At 39.6% G+C, this 26121-nt stretch carries 24 protein-coding genes and 2 other annotated features; of the genes, 10 read left to right on the top strand and 14 right to left on the bottom strand.

The features are described from left to right. Nucleotides 1–68: 68 nt before the first annotated feature. Nucleotides 69–1016, bottom strand: a complete 948-nt coding sequence (locus AYR53_RS05180; RefSeq protein ID WP_068225665.1) for an NAD(P)-dependent oxidoreductase — start codon at nt 1014–1016, stop codon at nt 69–71. 128 nt (nt 1017–1144) lie between these two features. Continuing rightward, nucleotides 1145–1429, top strand: a binding site (T-box leader). Nucleotides 1430–1497: 68 nt separating this feature from the next. After that, nucleotides 1498–2769 (bottom strand): ISL3 family transposase, encoded by a 1272-nt coding sequence (locus AYR53_RS05175; protein WP_068279055.1) that lies wholly within the window; start codon nt 2767–2769, stop codon nt 1498–1500. 198 nt (nt 2770–2967) lie between these two features. Here AYR53_RS05175 and msrA point away from each other — a divergent pair, with 198 nt between their 5' ends. Together msrA and AYR53_RS13865 are read left to right on the top strand one after the other, a co-directional pair. Further along, nucleotides 2968–3498, top strand: coding sequence for a peptide-methionine (S)-S-oxide reductase MsrA (gene msrA / locus AYR53_RS05170; RefSeq protein WP_068281206.1), 531 nt, complete (start codon nt 2968–2970; stop codon nt 3496–3498). 256 nt (nt 3499–3754) lie between these two features. Next, entirely contained in the window at nt 3755–3889 is a 135-nt protein-coding gene (locus AYR53_RS13865) for a hypothetical protein (protein ID WP_257749630.1), read from the top strand. 159 nt (nt 3890–4048) lie between these two features. Here AYR53_RS13865 and AYR53_RS05165 read toward each other — a convergent pair whose 3' ends face one another. Together AYR53_RS05165 and AYR53_RS05160 are read right to left on the bottom strand one after the other, a co-directional pair. Further along, on the bottom strand, nt 4049–4282 hold the full coding sequence (locus AYR53_RS05165; protein WP_068225667.1) for a hypothetical protein: 234 nt from the start codon (nt 4280–4282) through the stop codon (nt 4049–4051). Between the two features lie 190 nt (nt 4283–4472). After that, nucleotides 4473–5801, bottom strand: coding sequence for a dihydrolipoyl dehydrogenase family protein (locus tag AYR53_RS05160; protein WP_068225668.1), 1329 nt, complete (start codon nt 5799–5801; stop codon nt 4473–4475). 384 nt (nt 5802–6185) lie between these two features. Here AYR53_RS05160 and AYR53_RS05155 point away from each other — a divergent pair, with 384 nt between their 5' ends. After that, nucleotides 6186–7034 carry a DNA/RNA non-specific endonuclease gene (locus tag AYR53_RS05155; RefSeq protein WP_068225669.1) on the top strand — a complete coding sequence of 283 codons (849 nt, stop codon included), beginning with the start codon at nt 6186–6188 and terminating at the stop codon, nt 7032–7034. Between the two features lie 146 nt (nt 7035–7180). Here the strand turns inward: AYR53_RS05155 and apf are convergent, their stop codons facing one another. After that, nucleotides 7181–7798, bottom strand: a complete 618-nt coding sequence (gene apf, locus AYR53_RS05150; protein ID WP_225359719.1) for an aggregation-promoting factor — start codon at nt 7796–7798, stop codon at nt 7181–7183. Between the two features lie 644 nt (nt 7799–8442). Here apf and AYR53_RS05145 point away from each other — a divergent pair. Beyond that, the gene (locus AYR53_RS05145; RefSeq protein ID WP_068225671.1) at nt 8443–8985 is read left to right on the top strand and encodes a hypothetical protein; all 543 of its coding nucleotides are present in this window, start codon (nt 8443–8445) and stop codon (nt 8983–8985) included. Between the two features lie 126 nt (nt 8986–9111). Here the strand turns inward: AYR53_RS05145 and dhaM are convergent, their stop codons facing one another. From dhaM to AYR53_RS05115, 6 genes are all read right to left on the bottom strand, one after another. Next, nucleotides 9112–9480, bottom strand: a complete 369-nt coding sequence (gene dhaM, locus AYR53_RS05140) for a dihydroxyacetone kinase phosphoryl donor subunit DhaM (RefSeq protein ID WP_068225672.1) — start codon at nt 9478–9480, stop codon at nt 9112–9114. Next, nucleotides 9477–10061, bottom strand: a complete 585-nt coding sequence (dhaL, locus tag AYR53_RS05135) for a dihydroxyacetone kinase subunit DhaL (RefSeq protein WP_068225673.1) — start codon at nt 10059–10061, stop codon at nt 9477–9479. Before dhaL ends, dhaM begins: the two co-directional genes overlap by 4 nt. Before the next feature lie 228 nt (nt 10062–10289). Further along, the gene (dhaK, locus tag AYR53_RS05130; RefSeq protein ID WP_068225674.1) at nt 10290–11294 is read right to left on the bottom strand and encodes a dihydroxyacetone kinase subunit DhaK; all 1005 of its coding nucleotides are present in this window, start codon (nt 11292–11294) and stop codon (nt 10290–10292) included. 199 nt (nt 11295–11493) lie between these two features. Further along, entirely contained in the window at nt 11494–13188 is a 1695-nt protein-coding gene (locus AYR53_RS05125) for a BCCT family transporter (RefSeq protein ID WP_225359723.1), read from the bottom strand. 912 nt (nt 13189–14100) lie between these two features. After that, the gene (locus AYR53_RS05120) at nt 14101–14667 is read right to left on the bottom strand and encodes a sugar O-acetyltransferase (protein WP_068281287.1); all 567 of its coding nucleotides are present in this window, start codon (nt 14665–14667) and stop codon (nt 14101–14103) included. 57 nt (nt 14668–14724) lie between these two features. Next, a complete protein-coding gene (locus AYR53_RS05115) occupies nt 14725–15819 on the bottom strand; it encodes an SLC13 family permease (RefSeq protein WP_068281207.1) in 1095 nt (364 codons plus the stop codon). A gap of 418 nt (nt 15820–16237) precedes the next feature. Then, nucleotides 16238–16479 (top strand) — a binding site (T-box leader). 61 nt (nt 16480–16540) lie between these two features. Here AYR53_RS05115 and AYR53_RS05110 point away from each other — a divergent pair. The 4 genes from AYR53_RS05110 (at nt 16541) to AYR53_RS05095 (ending at nt 19558) form a co-directional block, all read left to right on the top strand. Then, entirely contained in the window at nt 16541–17200 is a 660-nt protein-coding gene (locus tag AYR53_RS05110) for an amino acid ABC transporter permease (protein WP_068225677.1), read from the top strand. Beyond that, nucleotides 17181–17870, top strand: coding sequence for an amino acid ABC transporter permease (locus AYR53_RS05105; RefSeq protein ID WP_068225678.1), 690 nt, complete (start codon nt 17181–17183; stop codon nt 17868–17870). Before AYR53_RS05110 ends, AYR53_RS05105 begins: the two co-directional genes overlap by 20 nt. Further along, nucleotides 17863–18600 carry an amino acid ABC transporter ATP-binding protein gene (locus AYR53_RS05100; RefSeq protein ID WP_068225679.1) on the top strand — a complete coding sequence of 246 codons (738 nt, stop codon included), beginning with the start codon at nt 17863–17865 and terminating at the stop codon, nt 18598–18600. The genes AYR53_RS05105 and AYR53_RS05100 overlap by 8 nt, the downstream gene beginning before the upstream one ends. Before the next feature lie 124 nt (nt 18601–18724). Further along, nucleotides 18725–19558, top strand: a complete 834-nt coding sequence (locus AYR53_RS05095; RefSeq protein WP_068281208.1) for a transporter substrate-binding domain-containing protein — start codon at nt 18725–18727, stop codon at nt 19556–19558. A 138-nt stretch (nt 19559–19696) separates the two neighbouring features. Here the strand turns inward: AYR53_RS05095 and AYR53_RS05090 are convergent, their stop codons facing one another. The 3 genes from AYR53_RS05090 to AYR53_RS05080 all read right to left on the bottom strand — a co-directional run bounded on the left by AYR53_RS05090 (nt 19697) and on the right by AYR53_RS05080 (nt 23213). Further along, a complete protein-coding gene (locus AYR53_RS05090) occupies nt 19697–20251 on the bottom strand; it encodes an NUDIX hydrolase (RefSeq protein WP_100070788.1) in 555 nt (184 codons plus the stop codon). Between the two features lie 131 nt (nt 20252–20382). Next, nucleotides 20383–21807 (bottom strand): Na+/H+ antiporter NhaC, encoded by a 1425-nt coding sequence (gene nhaC / locus AYR53_RS05085; RefSeq protein WP_068225682.1) that lies wholly within the window; start codon nt 21805–21807, stop codon nt 20383–20385. A 539-nt stretch (nt 21808–22346) separates the two neighbouring features. Continuing rightward, nucleotides 22347–23213 carry a hypothetical protein gene (locus AYR53_RS05080; protein ID WP_068281209.1) on the bottom strand — a complete coding sequence of 289 codons (867 nt, stop codon included), beginning with the start codon at nt 23211–23213 and terminating at the stop codon, nt 22347–22349. Between the two features lie 279 nt (nt 23214–23492). Here AYR53_RS05080 and AYR53_RS05075 point away from each other — a divergent pair, with 279 nt between their 5' ends. After that, a complete protein-coding gene (locus AYR53_RS05075; RefSeq protein WP_068225684.1) occupies nt 23493–24065 on the top strand; it encodes a DUF2179 domain-containing protein in 573 nt (190 codons plus the stop codon). 389 nt (nt 24066–24454) lie between these two features. Further along, entirely contained in the window at nt 24455–25825 is a 1371-nt protein-coding gene (locus AYR53_RS05070; RefSeq protein ID WP_068281210.1) for an FAD-dependent oxidoreductase, read from the top strand. Nucleotides 25826–26121: the final 296 nt, after the last annotated feature.

The raw sequence follows: 26121 nt of genomic DNA, 5'->3' as shown, positions 1-26121 counted from the left end.
CGCCCCCATTCCCTCATTTAACCCTAGCATATTTCTAGAATTAACACTAATCTTTTAATCACCCTAAACTAATAGCCTCGCTCTAAATTAACTTGATTTAATTCTAAATTACTAGTTTTTAAAAAAGTAGCTAAATTTTTCATGAAAATCTGTAATACCGCTTGACCATATTCAGGAAATACACCGGAGATATGTGGTGTTAGCAGTACGTTAGGTAATTGCCACAGTGGATTTGTCCTTGGTAGTGGTTCCGGATTAACAACATCCAACGCGGCAAAGCCCAACTGGCTAGTTTGTAAAGCAGTAATTAAATCAGCAGTAACAACTGAGGGCCCTCGACCTGCATTAATAAAAATCGGTTGCCGTTTAACTTGCTTAAAGTAACTGGCATCAAAAAAATTCCGGGTTGTTTCCGTGAGTGGCATAATATTCAAAATAACGTCTGCCGTTTTTAAGTACGCACGGCCGCCCTGATCATCCGTTGTCTGATTAAAGTGATTAACCGCGTGGCCATCATGATTAACCCCAATTGTCTGCATTTTGAATTGTTGTGCCAACTCAGCAACTCGCTTGCCAATATGTCCGGTACCATAAATTAAAAATTGTTTGCCCGCTACCAAGTCAAACGTGTCACTAGGACGGTGCCACACATGCTGTGCCTGTTGATCCACGGCCAATTTAAATCCCCGGGTAGCAAATAGCAGCATGCCAAATACGGATTCCGCAATGGGCTCAGCGTGAATACCACTAGCATTGGAAACTAAAACACCCTTTTGCCGCAATTCATCAAGTGGTAAATCATCAACGCCTGCAGAATAAGTCTGAACCCACTTTAATTTTGAATCGGTTAAGTGTAGCAAACGCTCACCAAGTTGCTGTTCCCAGCCTAATACAATTGTTACCTGCTGTAATTGTTCATTTGTCATATCAGTAGTCGCCGCTACCACAGTTAATTGTGTTTGTTGTTCGAGTTGTGCCTTCATTTTGGCCGCTGCACCAAGTAATAAAATAGTCACTTGATCATCCCCCTAAATTGTTATTTCACTCTTGATCTTAACGCACAGTGAACGGCGAGCAAAGTAAAAAACTTAATCAGGACTTGACAGAATTAAAATAGTGTTTAAACTAAAGGTTAATTTAATGAAAAAACATGAAGAAGAGAAGAGTACTCACTTAGGCGTGATTAGAGAACATCGGTAGCTGAGAAGATGCCACGTTAGGTTGAGGAAGATGGTCTTGGAGTGGTGTCTACCGGTATTTAGTAGACAACGATTAGCGTTCGTTATAGCGGTACATTTTTACTAGAATACGTCCCGCAACTATTTTTGTTAGTCCGGGACCAAAAATTTATAAAACCTATTCTATAAAAGTGTTTTAAGTGGCAATGTTAATTGCAAATAAGGTGGTACCGCGCAGAAGCGTCCTTTTCCGTTTGGAAAGGGACTTTTTTAGGCTCTTCGTCAACTGTTGTTGGTGAATCCATATTTCGAGTTCTAATCACTTCGTGATTAGGGCTCTTTTTGTTTTGATTTTGAAAACGTATAGTACTCGAGTTCTAAACCTCCAGAAGCTGCGATAGCCAAAACTGGCTCGTTTGATCGCCTTGATTTTATTATTAGAACCTTCCAAAGGACCATTTGAATAGTGTGTGGTAAAGGTGTTACGAATCTCATCATGATGGCTTTCAAGTGTTTTAATCGTGTTCTTCATTTCTTCAGAATACGTTTTGTTATTCCAAAATGCCGCATTGTAGTTATGCCAATCTTGATGTTGGACAGCTGACCGGACGCTGTTTAAGACTTGATAAGTTTGTTCTAGTTCTGAATCCAACGATAACAGCTGATGGACAACATCGGTGGCAGCCATCCAGTAAGGAAAATTAGTCCACTTTTTGAATTGTTCAAAGTTAAGCTGTTCAGTTGGTACTAACAACAGCTTCCAGTAGCGCTTAAGGGCGTGAAATTCGCGAGAAGACGGGGTAAACTTCTTCATCACCTTGATTCTGGTTTTGTTAAACGCCCGATTTAGGGCGTTGATAATATGAAACTTGTCCATGACCACCATGGCATTGGGGAACACGGTCTGCACAAGCTTGGGGTAGGTATAATTCATATCAGTCACAATAATTTTGACGTTTTCTCGGGCAGCTTGATCGAAGCGGTAAAAATACTTCTCTAGTTTATTGATGGTTCGATAAGGGAGTAAGTCGATTAATTCATGGGTTTCGCCATTCATGAACTCAAAGCTCATGGCACCAGTAGCGCTCTTGGTACTCTTCACCTCATCCATTAAGATGATCTCTGGTAAATAGTGCCAATTGGTTTGAAAGTCTCGTTCAGCGCGCATTAACTGGCGGCCCACAAATGAATCTGATGCCGATACTTCATTGGCAATGTGCTTCAAAGAGACCGGTTCACCGAGCTTCTCTAGGCATTCTTTGCGGCTGGTGTTTGAAATTGTACAGTGTTTCGGAACTGCCAATGTTTGTGCAAGAAAGTTGCCGTGACATTCTTTACAGTGGAAATAGCGGCGCTTTAAGGCTAAGATGACGGTGTTGCTCAGAACCTTCGAGAATCTGATAGTGGTATTGCGCCAGCCGTAGTTAATAATCTTTTGATCATTGATAATCCCGCACTTGGGACAAGCCTTCGGCGTGTAATCCAAGTGGCCAGTTAAGCGAATAACCCCGTCTTCTCCAGTTTCACCGTCAGTAATTTTTAGGTTCTCGTCAGCTATTCCTAATAATAATTTTGTAGTATCATGACACATAGGGCATTTCCTTCTTTCTGAAAAATCTTCGTGGTGGTTGACTTGGATGAACGGACAGGAAATGTCCGCTTTTTTATTCTAGCCATAAATAAAAAATCTGTCATCAGTAATAGATGAAAATCTATTACCAACAACAGATATTGTAGAACCCTTTTTTAGTGCCTTAATTTTAAAAACTTAATGAAGGAGGTTGTCAAAATGGTAAAAATAGCAATATTTGCAGGTGGGTGTTTTTGGTGTATGGTTCGGCCGTTTGACGAAACACCTGGCATTAAACAAGTGATTTCTGGCTACACAGGAGGCCACACAGTAAATCCAACCTACGAACAGGTCAAAGCACACTTAACTGGCCACACAGAGGCCATCAAAATTGTTTACGATCCAGCAATTATCAGTTATTCGGACTTAATCGCCTTGTACTGGCAGCAAACTGATCCAACTGATGCCATGGGCCAATTTCAAGATCGTGGCGATAATTACCGACCAATCATCTTTGTTGCTGATAATTATGAACGAAAAATTGCTGAAGATTCACGACACGCTTTAGCAACAAGTGGCCGTTTTGATCAACCGATTGTGACCAAAATTGAGGCGATTCAACCATTTTACCCGGCAGAACCAGAACACCAAGAATTTTATAAACATCATCCACAACGTTACCAAGAAGAGATTGCCAAGCGAAAGAAATTCACCAAAAATAACTGGCGCCAAGTTGAGTCAGTTAATTGACCTTTGTCGCGTAAAGGCATAGGATTAAGTCCGGACGGAATCTGTGACTATCTCCGCAAATGAACGCCAAAAACGTAGTCTAGAGGAGTACTTTGACTTTCGTCCAAAAAATGATAATTCTATAACTGTGGGATCAAAAAACAGATTGTTGGTTATAAATTAACCACCGGAACTTTCCTTAACCGATTAAGTTAAGAAACTTGTTGTACTGTCTTTTTATCCCGCTGGCCTTTCAGCTAACAAAGGAGTTGATATTTTGACAGATAAAGTCGAACAAGATAATAAGAAAGCTTTGTCAGCAGACCAAGTTAATGATGCCTTGGCAGCACTTTTTGAAAACCGACCGGGTCGGCGCTTACCCACGGATCCGAAGAAAAAGAAAACAAAATAAAAGGTTGTTAAGCTTGATATATTGCCTAGTCACTCAACTTGAGTTAAGTTCAGTTAAATTTCAAGTATCGACTACCAGATTTAACATTAAAAATACGCAATAGACAGAAAACGGGACTGAAACAAAAGTAAATTTTGTTTCAGTCCCTATTTGTTTTATTTACGATTTAATTGTTTGGATGTGTTCATTAGGTTGCGGCGCTGCCAAACGTTGATTAGGCGCTGCCAGTGCTGCTGTCAGGCCCAAAGTAAGGCTGCCAAATAATTCCTCAACCAAGCTTAATTCATTACCAATGATATTGCTGGCCAGTAAAATGAGTAAAAATAAACTTGCATCTGTGACCATTCGAAACCAGTAATAACGACTATAGTGCGTGAAAAATGATTTTTTCATTCGTTTTCCATCCTATTTTCTAAAGTATTCTTTTATTCTAGCAAATCTCGCAAATTGACACAACAACTTAATTGCCGGATTTGCTAACCAAATAGAACAGATCTATCGCCCAATGCTTCAGGTCACATTGCGCTTACGTTAGCCCTTTAGTCTTACCGATTTAATACTTAATGGTCAATTAACCCAACGTTTAAATTTTACGCATGTAACTGTGCTGTGTGCTTGGAAAAATATAAATCAAGCGTTGTAATTGGGCTTTAGTAACACCTAATTCCATATAATCTAATAATCCATTAATCGTATCAACTGCCTCGTTACTGTACTCAGTGGCACCAACCAGACGATCCGTTTTTCGATCAAATACTAACGTTAAACTACCATCCGTTTCGTTTTGAACTTGATGGAACCAATCGTTTTCATAGTCAACAACCTCGATACTATAAGTCTCAGGCTGCTGCTTAGCAGTAGTTGGTGAAATTCCTGCCCGGGCAACACGTGGTGAAGTAAAGACGGTTGTCGCGATTGGTGGATAATTAATCGCTGCTTCAGTTTTTTGTGTAAACAACGCTACCAAGTACTGGGCCTCAAAAATTGCGGTCGGCGTGATCTTCGCCAACTTTTTATCAACAACATCACCAGTTGCATAAACACCGGCAACATTGGTCTCTAAATGATCATTAACAATAATGCCATTCTCACTATAATTAATCCCAACGGCGGCCAGATTTAATTTTTCAACGTTAGGTACACGTCCAGTTGCGTCAACAATATAGTCACTTTGTAAACTAAAACCAGCCGTTCCTTGAAGCTCCAACCGGCTTTCTTTTTTTACCACCGCCGTAATTGTTTCATCATAGTAGAATTTAATCCCACGATTGCGCATATTATTAATTAAGCGTTGAACGTAGGGTTGATAAAACTCACGTAACGGCTGATGACCTCGTAAAACGATATCAACTTTAGCCCCAGCAGCATTGGCAATACTTGCAGTTTCCATTGCAACGTAACCGGCCCCAATCAAAGTAATGTGCGCGGGCATTTCTGGGATTACGAGAAAATCAGTACTATTATGCATCAATTCTTGTCCCGGAATTTTTAATTGATGGGGCCGTTGTCCAGAGACGATCACTATTTTTTTCGCAGTAACTGTTCGTTCACCCACTTGAATAGTACGCGCATCTTTAAAAGTACCATGACCTTCAATAATTTCGACACCAGCCGCCACTAATCGTTGCTGGATACCAGCGGCTAGACCATCGATTACTTCATGTTTATGGGCCATCAAATCAGGCCAATTAATCTTGGGTACAGTGTCAAAACCTCGGCCCTGCAATTGTTCAATTGTGTGCACTAATTCAACAGGTTTATCCAAAGTAATCTTTGCGTTACAGCCTCGATTAGTACAAACGCCTCCAAATCGATCTTCTTCAACTACCGCAACCTTTAATCCTGCCTTACCTAATGGAACAGCTGCATTCCAAGCTCCTTGCCCACTACCAAGAAATAATACATCATACATTAAACATCAAGCTCCCTTCCGCGTACCGAAATTGGACTACAAGTCTATTGTAAACAACCCGACTTAAGAATTCACGTTTGACGCATTCACTAAGAAATCTGCGTAACTAGTATTTAAAATAGACTAGAGACCGTTTGAAAAAGCAGATTAGTTAGGAAAAGACAAATAAAAGTATTTTCCAAACACGGACTGGCGCGACTATTTAACAAGTATTAGGATTCATGTACTCTAAATAAGCGAAACTTAATTATTGTTGCTGGCGCTCTAACTAGCAAACCGGCAGATCTCAGTTTGTCATTTCGGCCTAAATTTGCTATCATAGGTACGCGAGAACAGACGTTTGCAATTATTACTCCTGACATTAGCAAAGGATCTTTTACATATATGCGTAAAAAACGAAAATCTTCATTAACTCTAATAGCAATTTTACTAATTGCTGGCTTCTTTGGCCTAAAACCACAGCAGGCACACCAAGTTACCACAGTTGCCGAAAATATTAGCACGACCGTTACACAGACTAAAAATAAAACTAAGCAATCATCTTCAGCAACTAACACAAAAGCAACTAGTTCCACTCAGTTAGCCGCGCTTAATTATCAGTCTGGTCAAAACCCAATCGTCCAAGTTAATGGTGGTAAATCAACACTCAATCCGGCTGATTGGCACACCAACCGCGTTATTTATTCCTCACTGGATAGTCTAAATCGAACGAGCAGTGCAAACACTGCCTATTTGGAATCACGAAATGTCGCAAATGATGCACTTCGTGTCCGACAAACTGTTCAACCAACTGGCTGGCACCAAAAATTTGCGGGTAAAACGGCGATTTTAAATCGCGGGCATTTAGTTGCCTACTCCCTATCAAAGGGAATTAGCCTTGACGGTAATTATGACCCTAGCCAACAAAGTGGCGATCAAAACAACCTTAAAAATTTATTTACACAGACCGCCTTTAGTAACCAAAGAATCCAAACAATTTACGAAACCGAAGTTCGCGATGCACTGCGCGCTGGCAAACAAGTTATTTATCAACCCCACGCAATCTTCCGCGGAAATGAGCTCATGCCCCGGGGCGTTCAGCTTCAGGCAATTAGTACCGATAAAACTCTAAATTTTAACGTTTATATTTTCAATGTCCAACCTAATTTTGTTTTCGATTATACAACTGGCCGTAGCGTTCAAGGCAGTATGAATGTCCCAACCCCGGCTAACGCACCAAGCTTTAACAATTAAATTGCACTTAGATTGTATTTCACATAACAACTACTTTAGTTTTGTATTAGTTCCATTGTTTAAACCAAATAAAAAAGCGTTAATTAATTTGATTTTTTAATCAAACTAATTAACGCTTTTAGTTTTATCATTTATTTAATTTAAGTCTAGTACCAACCGTTTGCTTGCCAGAAGGCCTGGGCACCAGTCCATGAACCGTAACGGGAAGTAACGTAGTTGTTAGCAACACGTTCTTGGTTAGCAGCTGAGTAGTCGCCACCTAAGTATGAAGAGCTTAATTGGTACTTACCAACATATTGGCCATTTTGGGCAGAGTAGCTACCGCCAGATTCTTTGTTAGCAATCCAAGCTTTAGCAGAAGCATCTGAACCAGAAACAGAACTAGTTGTTTGCTGTGTCTGTGTTTGTTGTGCTGGAGCAGCTTGTTGGGCTTGGGCCTGTGTTGCTTGTTGCTGAACTTGGGCAACTTGTTGGTTTTGTGTTTGTTGGCTAGCAGCCTGAGTAGTTGTACTTTGCTGTGTTGCTTGAGCCGTTGTACTTTGTTGTGCAGCAGTATTTTGCTGTGTTGTAGCGGCCTGTTGTGAGGCACTATCAGGTACATTATAGCTTTGACCAGCAAAGATCAAATGTGTATAAGAATTAATGTTGTTAGCTTTTTCGATAGCATCAACAGTTGAACCATATTGTTTAGCTAACCCTGATACAGTATCGCCTGCTTTAGCAGTAACTGTAGCGGCATTAGCGGCCTGAACACCACCAACCAATAAACCAGCTGCACCAGCAGTTGTTAATAATAAAGTTTTTGTCCGTTTTGTAAGTTTAATAATAAATCACTCCTGAAATTAGTTTTTTTAAGTTATTATGATTAATTTGAATTTATAGTTACTTAAGTTGTTCCGTTTGGTTCTGACAACAATGCCTATTATAGTAAGAAACTGTAACAAACAAATGCCTAAGAGGTTACAATTTTCCCTAAATTCGCAACATTGTCATTTAGTCGTAATATTTCGTCATAATAATTTCATGATTTCTTCAAAAAAGGATTTAATTTAAGAAATATTTGGAGAAGCATTCACGCCTTGGACACGTTTATGGGGAGTTTGATCGGGAAACATTAGCAAAAATAATTTTTACATCTAACCTGGGTCGTGTTTCGAAAATACTTTTACTAATAGTTTTCTGACCAATTTAGGATAAACGTATTTTCTAAAATTTTGTTTCACTAAATTCCACTAAGATAATCACTAAACTTACCGTAAATAATGGCTTTATCGGTAAATATTCAGTAAGATAGAGGCTGAAAGCTACATAATCAATTTTCTGGTAAGGGCTAAAAACTACTTGATAGTCATTTTTACCAGTCCTTAATTATTAATTGGCTTCACGAAATGAGCTTGGGGGAACAGTAATGAAAAATTGGGTCAAGATAGCACTGCTCTTGTTTTTACCGTTATTGCTCAGTGGCTGTCACAAACAAAATACCGAATCACAAAACCAACCACAAACAAATGATTCAACTAAAATTAATCGAAAAAATTACGCGTCTTCTAATGCAACTAAATCAACTAATGGCTTCAAAGCACACGAAGTTCCTGCTAGCTCTAATCAGTCCGGCGATACTCACCGAGATAGCATTATCGTCGCGCAACGTCAAAACCCCGCCAATTATTTGCCTGACGTTCGCACTGCTATTACCGGTAGCGGCCTTCGCGCCAAATTAAATACAACTGGCTTTTCATTACAACCAGCGCAACCAACCACAATCACTGCAGTAAAAAAAGCACTCAAAAATAATGACAAAGCTGGTTTTGTCACCAATCGTTTAGCTCCTTACATTATTAAGGCCAGTCAGGCTGCCAATGGGACTTCCGTAACGCTTTATAGTTCTAACAACCAAAAAGAACGGTTGCTTACCGCAAAGAGCGGTCAAATTACTTATAATCGTTTTTAGTCTTAATAAATCAAAAAGACGATCCAACTTTGAGTGTAACTATGTACTCAAAGTTGGATCGTCTTTTTATTTATTGAGGCCAGTACGTAAATTCCGCTTTTTGACGTAAAAATTGAAAGCAAATTGCTACTTTATTTTAAGCGGCGCTAACTGGGCTTCAATTTCAGCCAAATCAGTTCCCGCCTGAATCAATGCGGCCGCCGTATAAGCACTCTCAATTAAAGCCGTATTATATAAATGAATTGTTTTATCACTTAAATCCATTGCCATTTCTAAATTCATTTTGGCGCTACCTAAATCATAAAAAGCTAATAATTCATCGGCCGTATTTTCGGTAAACGCACGTTGGATCTTATTAATACTAGTTCCCACTTCATCATCATCTGTTCCACCTGCAATTGTGATGGAAACATCTGCCGCGATTTGGGTTAGCAGTGTTTTAATACCCGCCGCAATGTCCGGAACATGTGATACAACCACTACACCTAAGCTCATTTAGCACCTCCAGCTTCCAAAAGACTCGTGAACAAATAGCCGCTTGATACAGCACCAGGATCTAAGTGTCCAATGGAACTATCACCAACGTAAGACGCACGCCCTTTTGTTGCCCGCATTGGCTTGGTTGCTGCAACAGCATCATCAATAATTTTCTGTGTTAATTGACCACCTTTAGTTGCTGTAACAACTGGCGCCCACACATCAATCATCGTTTTTTCACCCGTAGTTGCACCACCACGCTTTTGTAAGCCTGCCAAACCGGCGGCCAATAAATCGGCCGTCTTCGTCGTGTCCCGGCTTGTCTTGGCCATTTCCAAAAAGGCCGTGCCGTACAATGCGCCCGAAGCGCCACCAACCTTACTGACCAATGCCATTGCAATGGCACGCAAGGCCGCGGTAGCATCGGCAGGGGTTTCTTTATTCAAGGCAGCCTCAATTGCTTCCGCACCACGGGCCAAATTATTACCGTGGTCCCCGTCACCAATTGGTGTATCTAATTCACTTAAATAATCTTTTTTTTCACTGATTTTTTTATCGAAATCATGAATCCAAGTCAAAATGATATCAGTAGTTAACATAAAACCAACCTCCTCAATTCTTAAGGTCTATTTTTGCCAAGCGCAAAAATCCTTTTTTCGGATGATAACCATTCTCCTAGTGCTCACTGCGCACACTCGAAACATGGCCCTCCTCAATTCTTAAGGTCTATTTTTGCGTCACCGCAAAAATCTTATTTTCGGATGATGACCATTCTCCTAGTGCTCACTTCGCCCACTCGAAACATGGCCCTCCTCAATTCTTAAAGTCTATTTTTGCGTCCAAGCAATCGTATTAACTGGATAATTTAAATTGTCTAACCACGAATCATCAGTTAATTTAAATAACGTTAAGGAAACACCAGCCATGTCTAAGGACGTCATGTAATTGCCTACTTTAGTAAAGGCTACGTTGACACCCTCATCTTTCAACTGATTTAAAACATCGCGCATAAAAACGAATTGTTCCATGAGTGGAGTTGCACCCATACCGTTAACTAAAACCGCAAATTTATCTCCAGCCTGGTAATTAAATGCCGCCTTCAACTTGCCTAACAATTCTTTAACTAAATCTTTCGATGGCCGCATCTTTTCTTTTCGGTAGCCTGGTTCTCCATGAATACCAACACCGTATTCCAATTCATCATCAGCTAATGTAAAGCCAGGTTTACCAACTTCTGGAACTGTCGCGCCGCTTAAGGCAACGGCAATTGTTTTAATATTTGGCAGTACTTTCTTGGCCAATGTTTCTAGCTCAGTTAGTGAGGCGCCCTGATCGGCTGCCGCTCCAAGTATCTTATGCATGAAAATGGTCCCGGCAACCCCCCGCCGACCTTGTGTGAAGGTGCTATTTTCAACCGCAATGTCATCATCAACGGTAATCGATTTAACCTCAATGCCATCTAAATCGGCCATATCTTTGGCCATATCAAAATTCATGACATCACCAGAGTAGTTCTTGATGACCATAAAAACACCTTTTCCTTGATCGGCCGCTTTGATTGCGGCGTAAATTTGATCAGGTGTTGGCGACGTGAAAACCTGACCGCAAACAGCAGCCGATAGCATTCCTTCACCGATAAAACCGGCGTGCGTTGGCTCATGGCCGCTACCACCGCCGCTAATCAGACCAACTTTCCCCGTCATTGAGGACTTGTCACTACGAACTAACGCTTCCGTCTCTGGCAATCTTTCAACAAATTGTGGGTAGGCACGAACCATGCCTTCAACCATTTCGGCAACAATATTCTTCGGATCATTCATGATTTTTTTCAACAAATACACACCTTTCTATTTGTCGTTCAACGTCATTATAGAGCATCGGAAGTCCATTCCACAACTTATAAACAAGTACAACTTCAAGCAACTTTGGCCAATCAGCCTACTTAAATTATTCCTAATAAAAAAGGGCGGCGTTCGGCCAGCCCTCATTCTAATTATTAGTTTAATTCAAAAATTTCACGTCATAGATAGATCAATTTTGAATTGACGCCGTTTGCGCAGGCGTATGTCGTTCTTGTTCAAAACGAACCTGATCAAAATCGACTTCGGCATCACGTTCCAAATTAACAGCCCATTTCTTTCGTCTTTGTACTGCCACTGTTTTATCTGTATAAACCATTTTGACAATTGAGCCCAAAAGTAACAGACAAACAAAGATAAGTGGGAAACCAGCCATTGTACAAATAGTTTGAACGGTTTTAAAACCACCAACCATAACGATCCCAAAAGCAAAGAGGATAAAAATTAATACCCAGATCATTCGGTTAAATCGGCTTGGTTCTTCACTGGCCTTTAACTTCAAACTAGTCAATGAAGAAACAATGAAGGCGGATGATGAAATTGTTGTAGCCAAGAAGATAAAACACGAAATACTATAGAAGATAAGGACGAGTGATTTAAGTGGTAACGTCGAAATAACGCTCGCAATCACCGCGGCCTGTCCCTGCGTGTTTAAAATATGAGCCAAATTTAAAATACCAGCGTGCTGCAAATATAACGAATAGCCACCTAAGATAGCGTAGAAGCTCATGCAGCCCAAGGCCCCAAATACAACCATACCGACAATAACCTGACGAATTGTCCGGCCTTTGGAAATTCGGGCAATGAACAAGCCTGTAAATGGCATGTAAGATAACCACCAGCCCCAGTAGAAGATCGTCTCACTCTTGGCAAATCCAGAACCAACATTAGATACCATGTTAGTACTTAAGGCCGCAAAATGAGTTCCTAAAATACCCAAGCTATGTCCTTCAGTAGTTAAAATGTAAAGGGTTGGTCCTACAATTAAAATAAACACTAAGAAGCCTAGTGCAGTCCAGATATGGGCTGAACTCAAGCGATCAATACCGCCCTTTAATCCTCCCATAACGGTTGTGGCAAATAACGCCAATAAAATAACAAATAGTGCAAGTGTCAACCATAAGTTGTTTGGAATCCCAGTTGAGGAGCTAATTACCTTTGATAATACCGGGATTTCCATCCCAACTGAAGAACCAATGCCACCCATAATACCGACAACAACTAAGAAATCAATAAAAGTCCGTAAACTATGTTTTACTAGTCCGTCACCGTCAAGCAAGGTAATTGCCTCACTTAAACGCTGAATATTCCGGTGCTTAACGTACATTGCGTAGGCAATTGCGATGGTTGCCGAAGCAAACATCAACCAAGCCATGGGACCCCAATCAAATTGGCCAAACATACTAGCAAACGAGTAGGCCTTCTCTGAAAATGGTTTAATCCCAAATGCTGGGTGTTGTAGAAAACGAATTGGATCTACCATGCTCAACATCAAAATACTAGCATCAATGGCCGTCGCAAAGACCATACTACCCCACTGAAAATTACTATATTCGGGTTTACCAGTTTTGGTTTTACCTAACTGAATCTTTCCGTAGTGGCTTGCGGCCAAATAAATAAAAAAGATAAAGTTAATCACATAAACCGACAAATACAGCCAGCCCATATTATTCGTAATTGAAGCCATCAATGAGTTAATTCCCTGTTGCAGCGAACTACCACCAAGAATTAAAACGAGTGATGCAATAACAAACAAAATCGCTGTTGGTACAAAAACAACTTTATCAATATTTTTTCTCTTTAAAATAATTTTCCTATCACTAGCAATAGTCCAATTTACCTGATCAACATTCAGCTTAACCATCATAACCACGTCACTGATCATCCTAGTTAAGTGAATAATTCAACTGATAAGTAGAACTAAACCGAAGAGAATGTAACAAAATAGCTAAGTAACATTTACGTCGATTAACCGACGAAACATTCACCAGAAAAGTTAAATCTAATGCCAATTAGAGCCCAAAATTTAGACCTAGTTTGAGCATTAAAACGAATACTGTTAATTATTCGCAAAATTTAACCAATTTTTGTTACACACTCCCTTTAAAGGTAGCGATAGCATTGCCTTCTTTCTTTAACAATCCATTCTTTCACATCAACGGTTATGCCGTGAACTCCGGCGAATTTCGGTTAATGGCGGGTCAAATTTTAGATCGATTAAACTTAATTAATCAATCTAGAGTTCGGCCGGTCGAGACATGGTTGTTTCCCCCTCTTTTATCTGAACTAAATTTACGCTAACCACTTTGTGAAATTGATTTTGTACAATTCAACCAGCTCAGTTAATTAGTTAATTTATTCTATTATCACAAATCCAGTATACACTTATCATCTAGATAGTAAACATGCTATCGGTTATAAATGCCTAGAATCAGGCTTATTTTTGCAAACAGTTAGCCTTTTCATAATGATTTATTTATCATTATTATTAATTATGGAAAATGAAAAGTGCCACTATTTAGCGCTGTAAACAGCGCTATAGTGGCACATAGCAATAATAAATTCACATGTAATTGCTGTTTTATTTAGGTGGTACCTGAGAACTGTTTTTTAAGCAGTAATTTTGGCCAAATTAGCGTTATGTAGTGCACAAAATTGACCACTACTTTATTTCCTTTTTGAAAGCAGCAATTTTACTGCGAATCGAATCTTGATTTATCTCGGTTCAATCGGCAGCGCTAACCAAATCAATTCCAAGGCAGAATTAACACGCCTTAAATCAATCTTGCTTAATCTCCCGAATAATTCGCGCGGGATCACCAGCAATAACAACGTCATCACCAAATGATTTGGTCACAACTGAGCCGGCACCGACAACAACTCGATTTCCAAGGGTTACCCCAGGTAAGATGGTTACTCGCCCGCCAAACCAGCAACTGTTACCAATCGTAATTGGTGCGCCCATCTCAACATCAGCGTTACGCTCTTTTGCAGTAATTGGGTGCACTGGCGTGTACAAACCAATGTTGGGGCCAAAGTAACAATGATCACCAATTGTAATCGGACAGGTATCTAAGAATGTCATGTCATAATTACCATAAAAGTGGTCCCCAATGTGAATATTGAAGCCGTAATCAAATTTAAAGTCACTTTCAACAAAAAAGTCGTCCCCAGTAGCAGCCAATAATTCTTTAAAACGTTGATTTCGATCATCGTTATCAGTAATCTGATTGACCTCTTGTAATTGTTGCCGCATAAATACACGACGTTTAATCAACTCTGGATCAAATTGTTTGTAAGGTTCGCCGGCAGTCATCTTTTCACGTTCTGTGCGATTTGTTTTCATTTCTTTTTTCATATTTCTAATGCTAACATAAACCTTAAAAAATGGTAAATCAGCATTTTAAAATTGTAGTAATAAATATCCAATCGCACCAAGTATGATTAAAAACAGGCCATTGATAATGGCAAAAGTTCTGAGGAAATGATCATTGGGCGTATTGGTATTAAGCCGGTATTGTTTATAGGCTAAAAGGTTCGCTAAGGAAGCCAGAAGTGTTCCAATCCCGCCAATATTAACTCCTAAAAATAAAGCGTGAACTTGCTGTGTAAACTTGGCTAGCAAAACAACGGCTGGCACATTACTAATAACTTGACTAGTTAAGAGTCCACTTAAATAAACCAACCACTCTTTTCGCTCCAATACGGAAAAAAAGTGGGCAACTGGCGCAAACCGTCCAATATTCCCAACGGCAATAAAGAAACTGACAAAGGTTAACAATAATCCATAGTCCACTTCACTTAGTAACTTGGGTCGGTACAATAACGCGGCCAAGACAACTGCAAGGACGGCCACAAAACTTGGCACCAACGAAAAAACAACTGAAAAAGTTAAAAGTGTCACTGGAATTAAGTACAACAGTGGTGATTTATCCACCTTGATTGTTTTCAATTTAGGCAACGTTAGTGGTGTCTTTTTAAAAAATAATAACGTACTTAAAAGTAATAGTAGACTGACAAGCATCAGCGGCGCCGACATGCGAAAAAAGGTGCCAATCGAGAGTCGGTAATGGGAGAGTAGAAAAAGATTTTGCGGATTTCCAAACGGCGTAAAACTACTGCCTAAATTAGCCGCAATGGTAATTAAGGTGACTGGCACTGGTGTCGCAAATTTTAATTTAGTCGCTATCAATAACAATAGTGGTACAAAGGTAATAATCGCAACATCGTTGGTTAAAAACATCGCACTAAAAAAGGCTAACAAAATTAAGTATCCCTGTAATTGGCGAAAATGCCGACTTCGTTTAACTAAGTAAATTGCCCAATAATCTAAAACATGCATTGCCTGATAAATTTTAACCAACAATAACAATGAAAACAAAGTAAGCAGCATTGTGCTATTAATGTCCGACCACTTTGGCCGACTTAGTAATAGGCTGAATAATGCAACAATCAGCGCACACACTAATAATTTGTCGTGCCGTAATCGACTTAACATCCTCCCACCCACTTTTGCTTTACCTCTAGTCTGCCATGTGAAAGTTGCATAACGCAAATTTTATACAGCACAAGTTGAACTGGCCAAGAGTGTTTCGAAAAGTGGTTGGATTTTACTCCGCAATTGAGGATTATGAGTAGCTTTGCCTACAATATCTATCGGACTAAGATAAACCGAAGTCCGAGTCGCAGTACAAAACACTAATAATCTTGATGCTCCCCGTTGTCCATTCAACTATGGCAAGCACCGGAACCTATTTTTTCACACAAGCTTATACTAAATTGATTAAGAAAGAACTCGTAAAGTTATTTTCCAAACAGACCTAGGCTCTAGCTCAGTTAACCTAGTTCAATTTGCTTTATGAGAATTTAGATGGTTGACAGCCTGAAAAATGCGTGTATTATTAAAACCAAGTTAATATTTGGCTATGAAGAGAAGAGTAAATCCAATTTATTTCACAGAGAGCTTCGGCAGCTGCAAAGAAGTAATTAAGTTGGTTTGAAGATGATCTCCGAGCCTTGATGTGCTGGTCAATTGGCTAGAAATCCGTTAGCAAACGTTATATTGCCACAGTATTACTGCAGCTTTGGTGTACTGTTTGAGGTTTAAATTATGAAATTTAAACAAAATTGGGTGGTAACACGACAAAACGTCCCAACATTGTGTCGACAATGTTGGGACGTTTTTGTTTTTTTAACGGTTAGCTTTTGGAGGTGTTTATATGAGTTGGACTGTGATCCAACAGAGTTTACCTATTTTTGAGAAGGCCTTCTGGCTCACACTAAAATTATCGTGCTACGGTATTATTGGTGCTAGTCTACTGGGACTTTTCGCAAGTTTCATTCGTTATTTTCAAATACCAGTGGCCAAACAACTGGTAAATATCTACATTGAATTATCCCGTAACACGCCTTTATTAATTCAATTATTTTTTATCTATTATGCGTTTCCCGAAATTGGACTAAAAATTCCGGCTCAAACTAGCGGTATTATTGGTCTCGTATTTCTTGGCGGTAGTTACATGGCCGAAGCTTTTTCTGGTGGTCTGGACGGTGTTCCTAAGGTTCAGATTGAATCTGGCAAGGCAATTGGCCTTTCTAACCTCCAACTGGCCCGTTACGTTATTTTTCCACAGGGACTGGCTCTAAGTGTTCCCGCAATTGCGGCAAATGTCATCTTTTTAATTAAAGAAACATCAATTTTTACGGTGATTGCTATTCCGGAATTAACCAACACTGCTTTAGACCAGATTGGCATGTACTATCACACCGATGAATCACTGTTTGTTTTGGTGATTGGCTACGCGATTATCCTCATTCCACTGTCGCTTATTTTAACTTGGTTGGAAAGGAGGGCTCGTTATGGCACATTCGGGCATTAATATTTTATTCGAAGGTCGTAATCTCACTCGCCTTCTAGGTGGACTTTGGATCTCCGCTAAAATTGCTTTCATCGCAATTGTGCTAGGCATTCTACTTGGCATTATCTTAGGAATGCTGCGAACGTTAAAAAATCCGCTGCTACGCGTAATTTTGCGCCTTTACTTAGAATTTTTCAGAATTGTTCCGACGGTCGTTCTTTTATTTTTGTTCTATTATATCTTGCCACAAAATTTTCACATCAACTTAAACGCCGAAGTGGTTGCCACCTTAGTCTTTACCTTATGGGTCGCAGCTGAGATGAGTGACATTGTCCGCAGTGGATTAATTTCAGTTCCTAGGCACCAAGTTGATGCAGGTAAAGCAATTGGTTTAACAACCCCACAGCTTTACCGTTACGTTTTATTACCCCAATCAATTCAGTTAATGATTCCAGCAACTATTAATTTAACGACGCGGGTAATTAAAACAACTTCACTTCTACTATTAATTAGTGTTATGGACGTCATCAATGTTGGTCAACAAATTATTGAAGCCAATAACCAACATTATCAAAACGGTGCCTTTTGGATTTACGGTTTTATCTTTATTTTATACTTCATCTTATGTTACCCACTATCCGTTTGGGCCCGGCATATTGAGCGAAAGGAGAAACTACGTAATAATGGTTGATACATTACTTAAAGTTGAACACTTAAATAAGGCTTACGGCACAAAACAAGTGCTCCACGATATTAATTTTTCAGTTACTCCAGGTAGTGTAACTGTTCTACTCGGACCATCTGGTTCTGGTAAAAGCACGCTGATTCGTTGTCTTAACGGCTTGGAAGAATTTCAAAGTGGGCAATTAAGCTTTGAAGACCAACCAATTAAACCAACGCCTAAAACTTGGCAACAGCTACGTCAGAAAATTGGAATGGTTTTTCAAAGTTACGATCTTTTTCCAAATTTAACAGTTATCGACAACATTTTGCTAGGTCCCTTAAAGGTTCAAAAACGTAGCAAAACCGAGGCCTTAAAACAGGCAACACAACTTTTAAAAGAGGTTGATTTAACTGATTACGCGGATGCTTTTCCCCGGCAATTATCTGGCGGCCAAAAACAGCGGATCGCAATTGTTCGCGCATTAGCGTTAAACCCTGAATTCATGTTATTTGATGAAGTAACGGCTTCCCTTGATCCAGAAATGGTTCGTGGTGTCTTGGAAGTCATGCTAAATTTAGCAAAACGTAAAATGACTATGTTAGTTGTAACGCACGAAATGAACTTTGCACAACAGATTGCTGACAACGTCTTATTTTTAGAGGACGGTGCTATTTTGGAGAAAACCCAGGGAAAGCAATTCTTTACGCATCCACAAACCGATCGGGCCCGTGAATTTCTTGATAGTATGGCATTTTAAAACTTAAGTCGTGTTTCGAAATGGAACAAAAGGGCTAGTCTCTGACCATTTCCGATCGTTAGTCTAAAACGTGCGCCAAAAATCTGGGTAGTAAATTTAAAATTATTTTGGAGGTTGATTTTTTATGAAAAAAGGAAGAATTTTAACCGGCTTACTCGCCGCAGCATCAGTTTTTGCATTAGCTTTTACAACACCGCAACCAACTAAGGCTGCTAGTAACCCTTCTAGTGTTAGCGCAATTAAAAAACGAGGCACAATTAAAGTCGCCGTCTTTGGCGATTTACCACCTTACGGCTGGGTTAACAAGGATGGCAAACGAACTGGTTACGACATTGCCTTAGCTAAACAAATTGGTAAAGATTTAAATACCAAAGTGAAATTTGTTCAGGTTAACGCCGATAGCCGTGTTGATGCCTTAAAATCAAACAAAGTTGATATTGTTTTGGCCAACTTCACCGTCACCCCTGAACGTAAACAAGTTGTTGCTTTTGCTAAACCTTACATGAAAGTCTCAGTTGGTGTCGTTTCACCTAAGAAAAAAGTAATTACAAAGGTGAACCAGTTGGACGGTAAAAACTTAATTGTTACTAAAGGAACAACGGCTGAGAGTTACTTCACCCAAAAACAACCAAAAGTTCAATTACAAAAATACGATTCAAAAACACAGCAATTTAACGCTTTGAAAAATGGCCGTGCCGTTGCTCTGGCTGATGATAATTCATACCTTTACGCTTGGGTTAAGAATCACCCTAACTACAAGGTTGGTATCAAGCATTTAGGCCCTAATCAGTACATTGCTCCTGGGATCAAGAAAGGCAATACCAGCTTGTTGAACTGGACAAATAAAGAAATCAACAAATTAAACAAGAACGGTTTCTTCAAGACTGATTACAACCAAAACCTCAAACCATACTTTGGTTCTGATGTTTCAGCAAAAGATATTATTATCACTAAATAAAATTTATAAAATAGTAAAGAGGTCGCCCGAATTAGGTAAAAATCTAATTCGGGCGACCTCTTTTATTGAGTTTGGTTTCGTAATTTTTCGGATCTCTTCTGTCCATATAAATAATAACAACCAGTTATGACCAGATTTTTATTTCTGCATAAAAGCCAGATAGTAACCAATTGCAGAAACTGTTTGGGCAGAGTGAATAACACCTTGCTGGACCAATTCTTTGACCTTTGTGAACGGCATTAATTGACTGTTAACAAACTCATCTTGATCAAAGTGTTTGGCGGCCAACATTTCCCGGGAAATATCAGCTAAAATTAAGGTTACCTTTTCATCCGTGAAGCCTTCTGATGACGTCACAGTTGTCATTTCACGCAAGTTGGTCGCAACATAGCCCGTTTCTTCTTGAAGTTCACGTTTAGCGGCTGCTAAAACGTCTTCACCTGGATTAATTAAACCAGCAGGCAAAGCTATATTCTCTGAATTAGTACCAGCCCGGTATTCGACATTAATCAAGACTTGCTGATCAGAGGTCATTGCCAACATTGCCACTGCCGGCCGGTGCTGCACAACATCCCGCTGAATGGTTAAATCATCAGGCGTTTTAATCTTCTGCTGAACTAGACTAAAAATAGGTCCAACGTAGAGCACCTTCTCCGCTAAAATATTTCCCTGACGGCCAATTTTTACTGTCATCTTTAATCCCCTCATTTCACGTTTACTCTTAGTATAAGGCACGTACGAAATTATAGTCGACCTAACTAACAAAGATAGTGCCGGAAACTCAGTTAATGATTGAATTTCCGGCACTATCCTTGTTAATTATTTTAGTTTACTGAAGAATTTTGCAAATCAGCGGAAGGTACTTTTTTGGTCTTAGGTTGCAAATGTTTTAAACCTACACCAGTAAAACCGCTTAAGATCGATAATACTGGGCACAAAAGACTGAAAAAAACAAATGGTAAGTAATGAATCGTTGGTACCCCAAGCGTATTTGCTAAGAAAACACCGCCAACGCCCCAAGGAACTAAGTAGTTAATGACCGTGCCACCATCTTCAAGTACACGCCCTAAGGCATCATTGGCCAAACCGCCATCGTTAAACGCTTTTTTAAACGCACGTCCAGGTAAAATAATTGATAAAAATTGTTCCCCAACGAAGATATTAACCCCAAGACAAGTAACAATCCCGGCAGTCACTAACTTACCATCACTATTTAAGTGTTTGGCTAAAGGCGTCATTACGGCGCTAATCAAACCAAACTTCACTAATAGGCCCCCCAGTGACAGAGTTAGAACAATTAACGCAACGGTTGGCATCATACTAACAATGCCCCCACGAGATAATAACGTGTTCACCGTAGCGTTGCCAGTTTTAGCTACAAAGCCATCCGTAATGATTGACGCCAACTGTTTAATAGGGAGGCTAGGTTGTTCGATAAAAATCATGGCACTAGTCACAAGAACATTGAGTAACATCGTTGGGACGGCGGGCATTTTGAAACCGGCACAAACAAAAACTAGTAAAATCGGAATAATTGCCCAAAAAGAAATGTTAAAGTGTGTGTTCAAAACAGCAACAGTTTGATTAATTTTGACTAAACTCGTGGTCGCATCGTCGTGACCAATGATGGCAAATAGAATAAACGTTAAAACACCGGCTGGCAACGTTGACCAAAGTAAATTCTTAATGTGCTGAAAAAGATCCGTATCGACGACAGCCGAAGCCAAATTATTTGTTTCGGAAAGTGGTGATAATTTATCGCCAAAAATTGCACCAGAAATAATTGCACCAGCAACCATCGCCGGATTTAAATTCATCGTAATTCCCATCCCCATAAATGCAATTCCGACAGTTGATGAAACAGTGAAGGCACTCCCAACTGCCGCACCAACTAAGGTACAAACTACAAAAACTGAGGGTAAGAACCAGCGAACGCTAATAATCTTAAAACCAAGTACCATTAAAGATGGAATCGTGCCTGAAGCAATCCACGTACTAATCATGGCGCCGATTAAAATAAAAATAAAAATCGGAATGATGCCCTTTTCGATTCCTTCTTTAATCCCGCTATTCACACTTTCCCAATCAAAATGGCGTAGTTTGGCCCACAGAATAACAACACTCATCGCCAACATTACGGGAACTTGTGGTGATAGACCAAAACCAATGACGCCAACACCCATAATGCCTAAAACGATGATTAAAATTAAACCTGCTTCCACAACGTTTACTTTTTGAATTTTTTTCATTTTATTTACCTCTTTCAATTTTTCAAACCAACTTTGTCAAATTCGTTTAAAAAATCAGTAACGAGGCATCCCACCACAAGTTTTCAACATTTATCCGCACTCTTTTCTCAAAATTTTGGCCATAAAAAAATCCCTACTGCAAATAATTGCAATAGGGACGATTTACCGTGGTACCACCCAGTTTGAAAGTAAGTCAAACTTACCCTCCACTCACTAGATGATAACGGAATCTAGTTATTAGCCGTTCAAAATTGAAACTCCGCCAAAGTATTTGGTTAAATTATCCTGATCGATTCGCAGCACCCACCGACTTTCTGACACCCAGATAATTAAACTACTTCATGTATGACGTTCAACGTTCATTTATGAGATTAATAAGAGCTTATCACGCTAATTAATGAGTGTCAACTAATTTTTATCATTTAATTTTAATCTAAAGAGTATTTGAAAAAGCGGTTAGCTTCTGAGGATTAGCCTGCGTTACGCAGTGAACCCAAAAACGACTTTTGGCCCACTCCCGCTCTAAATGGCTAATCTTTTTAAATTTTAGCCTGTGCCTGCCACGCAATACTAACTAATCGCTTACTAGTCGCTTGCCGTAAATAACCTACGTCTAACCCGGCAAAACGAACACGATCTAGTGCGTCCGCATCTTTAAAGTAGGCCAACAATCTAATTCGGCGTCCAGCAGCCCGATCGTTATACGCCGCCTTAAAATCCACTGCTGCCTGCTGCTCATCACGGCAATGATACGCAACTAGATCTAAAATTGTGTGCATATCATTTTTGGTCAACTCAGGAATAGGCGCATTACTCGTACTATTTAATGGCGCTAACACCTGCAAATTAAACGCCGTCGTCAGGGCCGTATAATTGGCCGTTTGCTTGGTCATTTCAAATAAGGCCAAAAACTTTTCAACTGCTAGCTCCCCGTGACTTGTTTCTGCAGTATTATCAAAACGCCCGATATCATGTAGCGCCGCGGTTAACAGTAGAACAAGCGCATCCCGCTGTGCCATTTGATCTAATTGCGCCAACAATAAGCAATAATACATATCGTGCTTAAAATGTGCCAGACCATGATCCGTAATTTGCTTTTTAGGCCAAAATTTTAATTTTGTTTTATCCGTTAATAAATTAATCAAAAAATCTTGGTACCACTGACCAAAGGAACTATTAAGTGCGGCACGCCGCGTAATTTCAAAATCAAATTGCGTAAATGTCTGCAAGTTATCGAGTTCCGCTTGTTCTAACGTAAACGGTGGTTGGCCAGTGCCACCTTGCGTTTGTGCAGTTTGCCAAACGCCATCTAAATGAGCTCGTAAATAATTTGCGGCATTTGTTCCATTAAAATCCCAACCTGTCGTTATTGCAGGGTCCACAGTACCACGATAAACATTTCTCACGTTATTTTTCTCCTCATAATTGTTGATTTATATCAGATTAGTTATAAAATTTGCTTAACTGTTGTTAGGTTAAAAGATGTCACAATTTTTAATTTTCTTATTGACCTTCCCTACAGTATAAACCAGATACACTCACTTATTATTCAATTTATATTTACCATTTCACCAAATTAGTGTCGGTATTAGGTCAAGCATATCTTTACTTTTTAACACGTAAACTTGATATGCTTTACTTATTCTGACCGAAGAATCATTAGTTTAAATCGAAAGGATGATTTTATGAAGCTTGCTTTAACTATTTTACTATTAAATGCCGGATACATTACATTAAATACTTTACGGACAATGTTAGTTGTTCGCCGTTCGCGTTATCTCGCACCCTTACTTGCCGTTGTCGAAGAATTAGTTTACGTTATTGCTTTGGCAATCGCGTTGCAGAACATTGATAAACCACTTAACGTTGCTGCATATGCGATTGGTTTCGGGATTGGGATTTACCTCGGCATTTTGTTGGAGGATCGGGTGGCCTTAGGTTACGTTAATTTCCAAGTTACCGTCCAAATTAACGATGACGCACCTAATTATCAACAAAATCATGATTTACCTGAAAAATTACGTGACCGTGGTTATGGTGTCACCGAAACCTGGGGCTACGGTCGTGATGGTGCCCGTTTAATTCTTAGCATTTTGGCACCGCGGAAGGCCGATAAACGTTTAATGCAATCGATCAAGGAATTATCGCCAGAGGCATTTGTCATGGTTGAAGAGCCCACTGAATTTTCTGGAGGGTTTTGGAGCAAGGAAGTTGATCACCGTTTTCGCAATGTAATGAAGAAAAAAAAGAAGGATTAAATTCAGAAACCAGCTCAAGGCAGCCAGATCCCACTTTACGATTGAAAATTATTGCTGCCCCGCTAACTTTGTCGCTTGAATTTACCGATTTTCGGCAACAATTGTGTTTGAAAATCACTTCTACAAGAATATTTCTTGACCAAACTGGCGTAAGTGTGTTTGAAAAAATACATTTACGCCAGTTTTGTTATGAAATGTTGATGAAAGCCATTTTTAAATCTGACTTAAATTAGAATAACTATTTATTTGTAATTTAGCATTAATTAATCAGCAACTAAGTAAAAGCAGCCTTTCCAGTTGATAATGATTATTAAAAGAAAACTATACTATTAAACGTTTTCTTGCTATAATAAGTCTGTACTAAATGAAATTTAGGAGGCTGATTTTTAATGAAGGTTATTGTTGTCGGTTCATCACATGGTGGTTATGAGGCAGTCCGTGAGACACTTTCTGACTATCCAGACGCAAAAATTCAGTGGTACGAAAAAGGTGATTTTCTCTCCTTCCTATCTTGTGGGATGCAGCTCTACTTAGAGGGCGTGGTCAAGGACGTTAACAGCGTTCGCTATGCTACTCCTGAAGGCATGAAGGCCAAGGGTGTTGACGTCTATACTCGTGAAGAAATCACTGCAGTTGATCCAAAAAAACATACTGTTCACGTTCAAAATCATAATGATGGTTCCGAACGCGACGAGAATTACGATAAATTAGTTCTTAGTCCTGGTGCCAACCCTGCAGAACTTAAGGTTCCTGGCCGTGACCTAGACAATATCTATAGCATGCGTGGTCGTGATTGGGCAATTAAGCTCAAACAAAAGACCGTTGATCCAGACGTCCAAAACGTTGTCGTTATCGGCTTTGGAATTGAGCTTGCTGAAATCTACTCACTTGCTGGTAAACACGTTACTTTCATTGACCAGCCTGATCGTTTATTCTCAGCGTACTTAGACAAAGAATTCACCGATATCTTGACGGATGAAATGACTAAGCATAATATTACGCCTGCCCCTGGCCAAACTGTTCAGCGCTATGAAGGTCAAGCTGGAAAAGTTACTAAGGTTATTACCGATAAGGGTGAATATCCAGCTGATCTTGTTGTCGAGGCTACTGGTACAACTTACGCAACGGATTGGTTGAGTGATACGCTTGAATTAGACAAAAAAGGTCGAATTAAGACTAACGAATATATGCAAACTAGCCAACCCGACATTTTTGCTGTTGGTGACGCAACAATGGTTAAGTTTGGCCCTGCTGGAAACGCACTTGCTCCTATTCCATCAGCAACTAACGCTCGTCGTCAAGGCCGTTTTGCTGGTAAGAATTTAGTTAATGCTAATCAACCCGTCCCAAGTGTTAACGGTTCAGTGGCCTACTCATTATTTGACTATAAGTTTGCTTCAACTGGCGTTAAAGAAGCCACTGCTGGCTTCATGGGCCTTGATGTTAAAGCAGTCTTGGTCAAAGATACTGCCCGCCCATCATTTGTTCCTGATGAGGCTGGTAACGCACCTGTTTGGTTTAAGTTAATTTACGAACCAAAGACTCGTCGTGTTCTAGGCGGTCAAATCATGTCTACCTTAAATGAAACGGCTAATATTAACGCCATTTCCGTTGCAATTTCCGCTAAGTGGACAATTGATGACTTAGCTTACGCTGATTTCTTCTTTATGCCAAACTTTAATCGTCCGTGGAATATCATGAACGTTGCTGCACAAAACGCAATGGCAATTGAAGACGGTCACCAACAAATTACTGACTAATTAAATTTTTTAAAGTATTGTAAAGTAATCTTTTCTTACGTTATAACTTTAATAGGGGCGAGGCTGGGACAAAAATCCTAGCCTCGTTTTTATTTTCCCGTGCATATTACTCTAGAACGTACACCAAAAGCGACTTTTATTCCACTCCTACCTCTATTTAGCTACTTAATTTTTATATTAACCTGAAGAAAAGAACTAAAAATTCAAAATTACCCAGCAACAATTTAAAATAAGTTTCCCCTAAAAATACTGCTACTTTCATTTTTTGATAATAATCTTTAAAATTACACTAGGAA

The organism is Loigolactobacillus backii (genome assembly GCF_001663675.1).
GTDB classification, from domain to species: domain Bacteria; phylum Bacillota; class Bacilli; order Lactobacillales; family Lactobacillaceae; genus Loigolactobacillus; species Loigolactobacillus backii.
The sequence above is the reverse complement of the archived record's forward strand: the minus strand, read 5'-3'. Positions and strand labels throughout refer to the sequence as shown.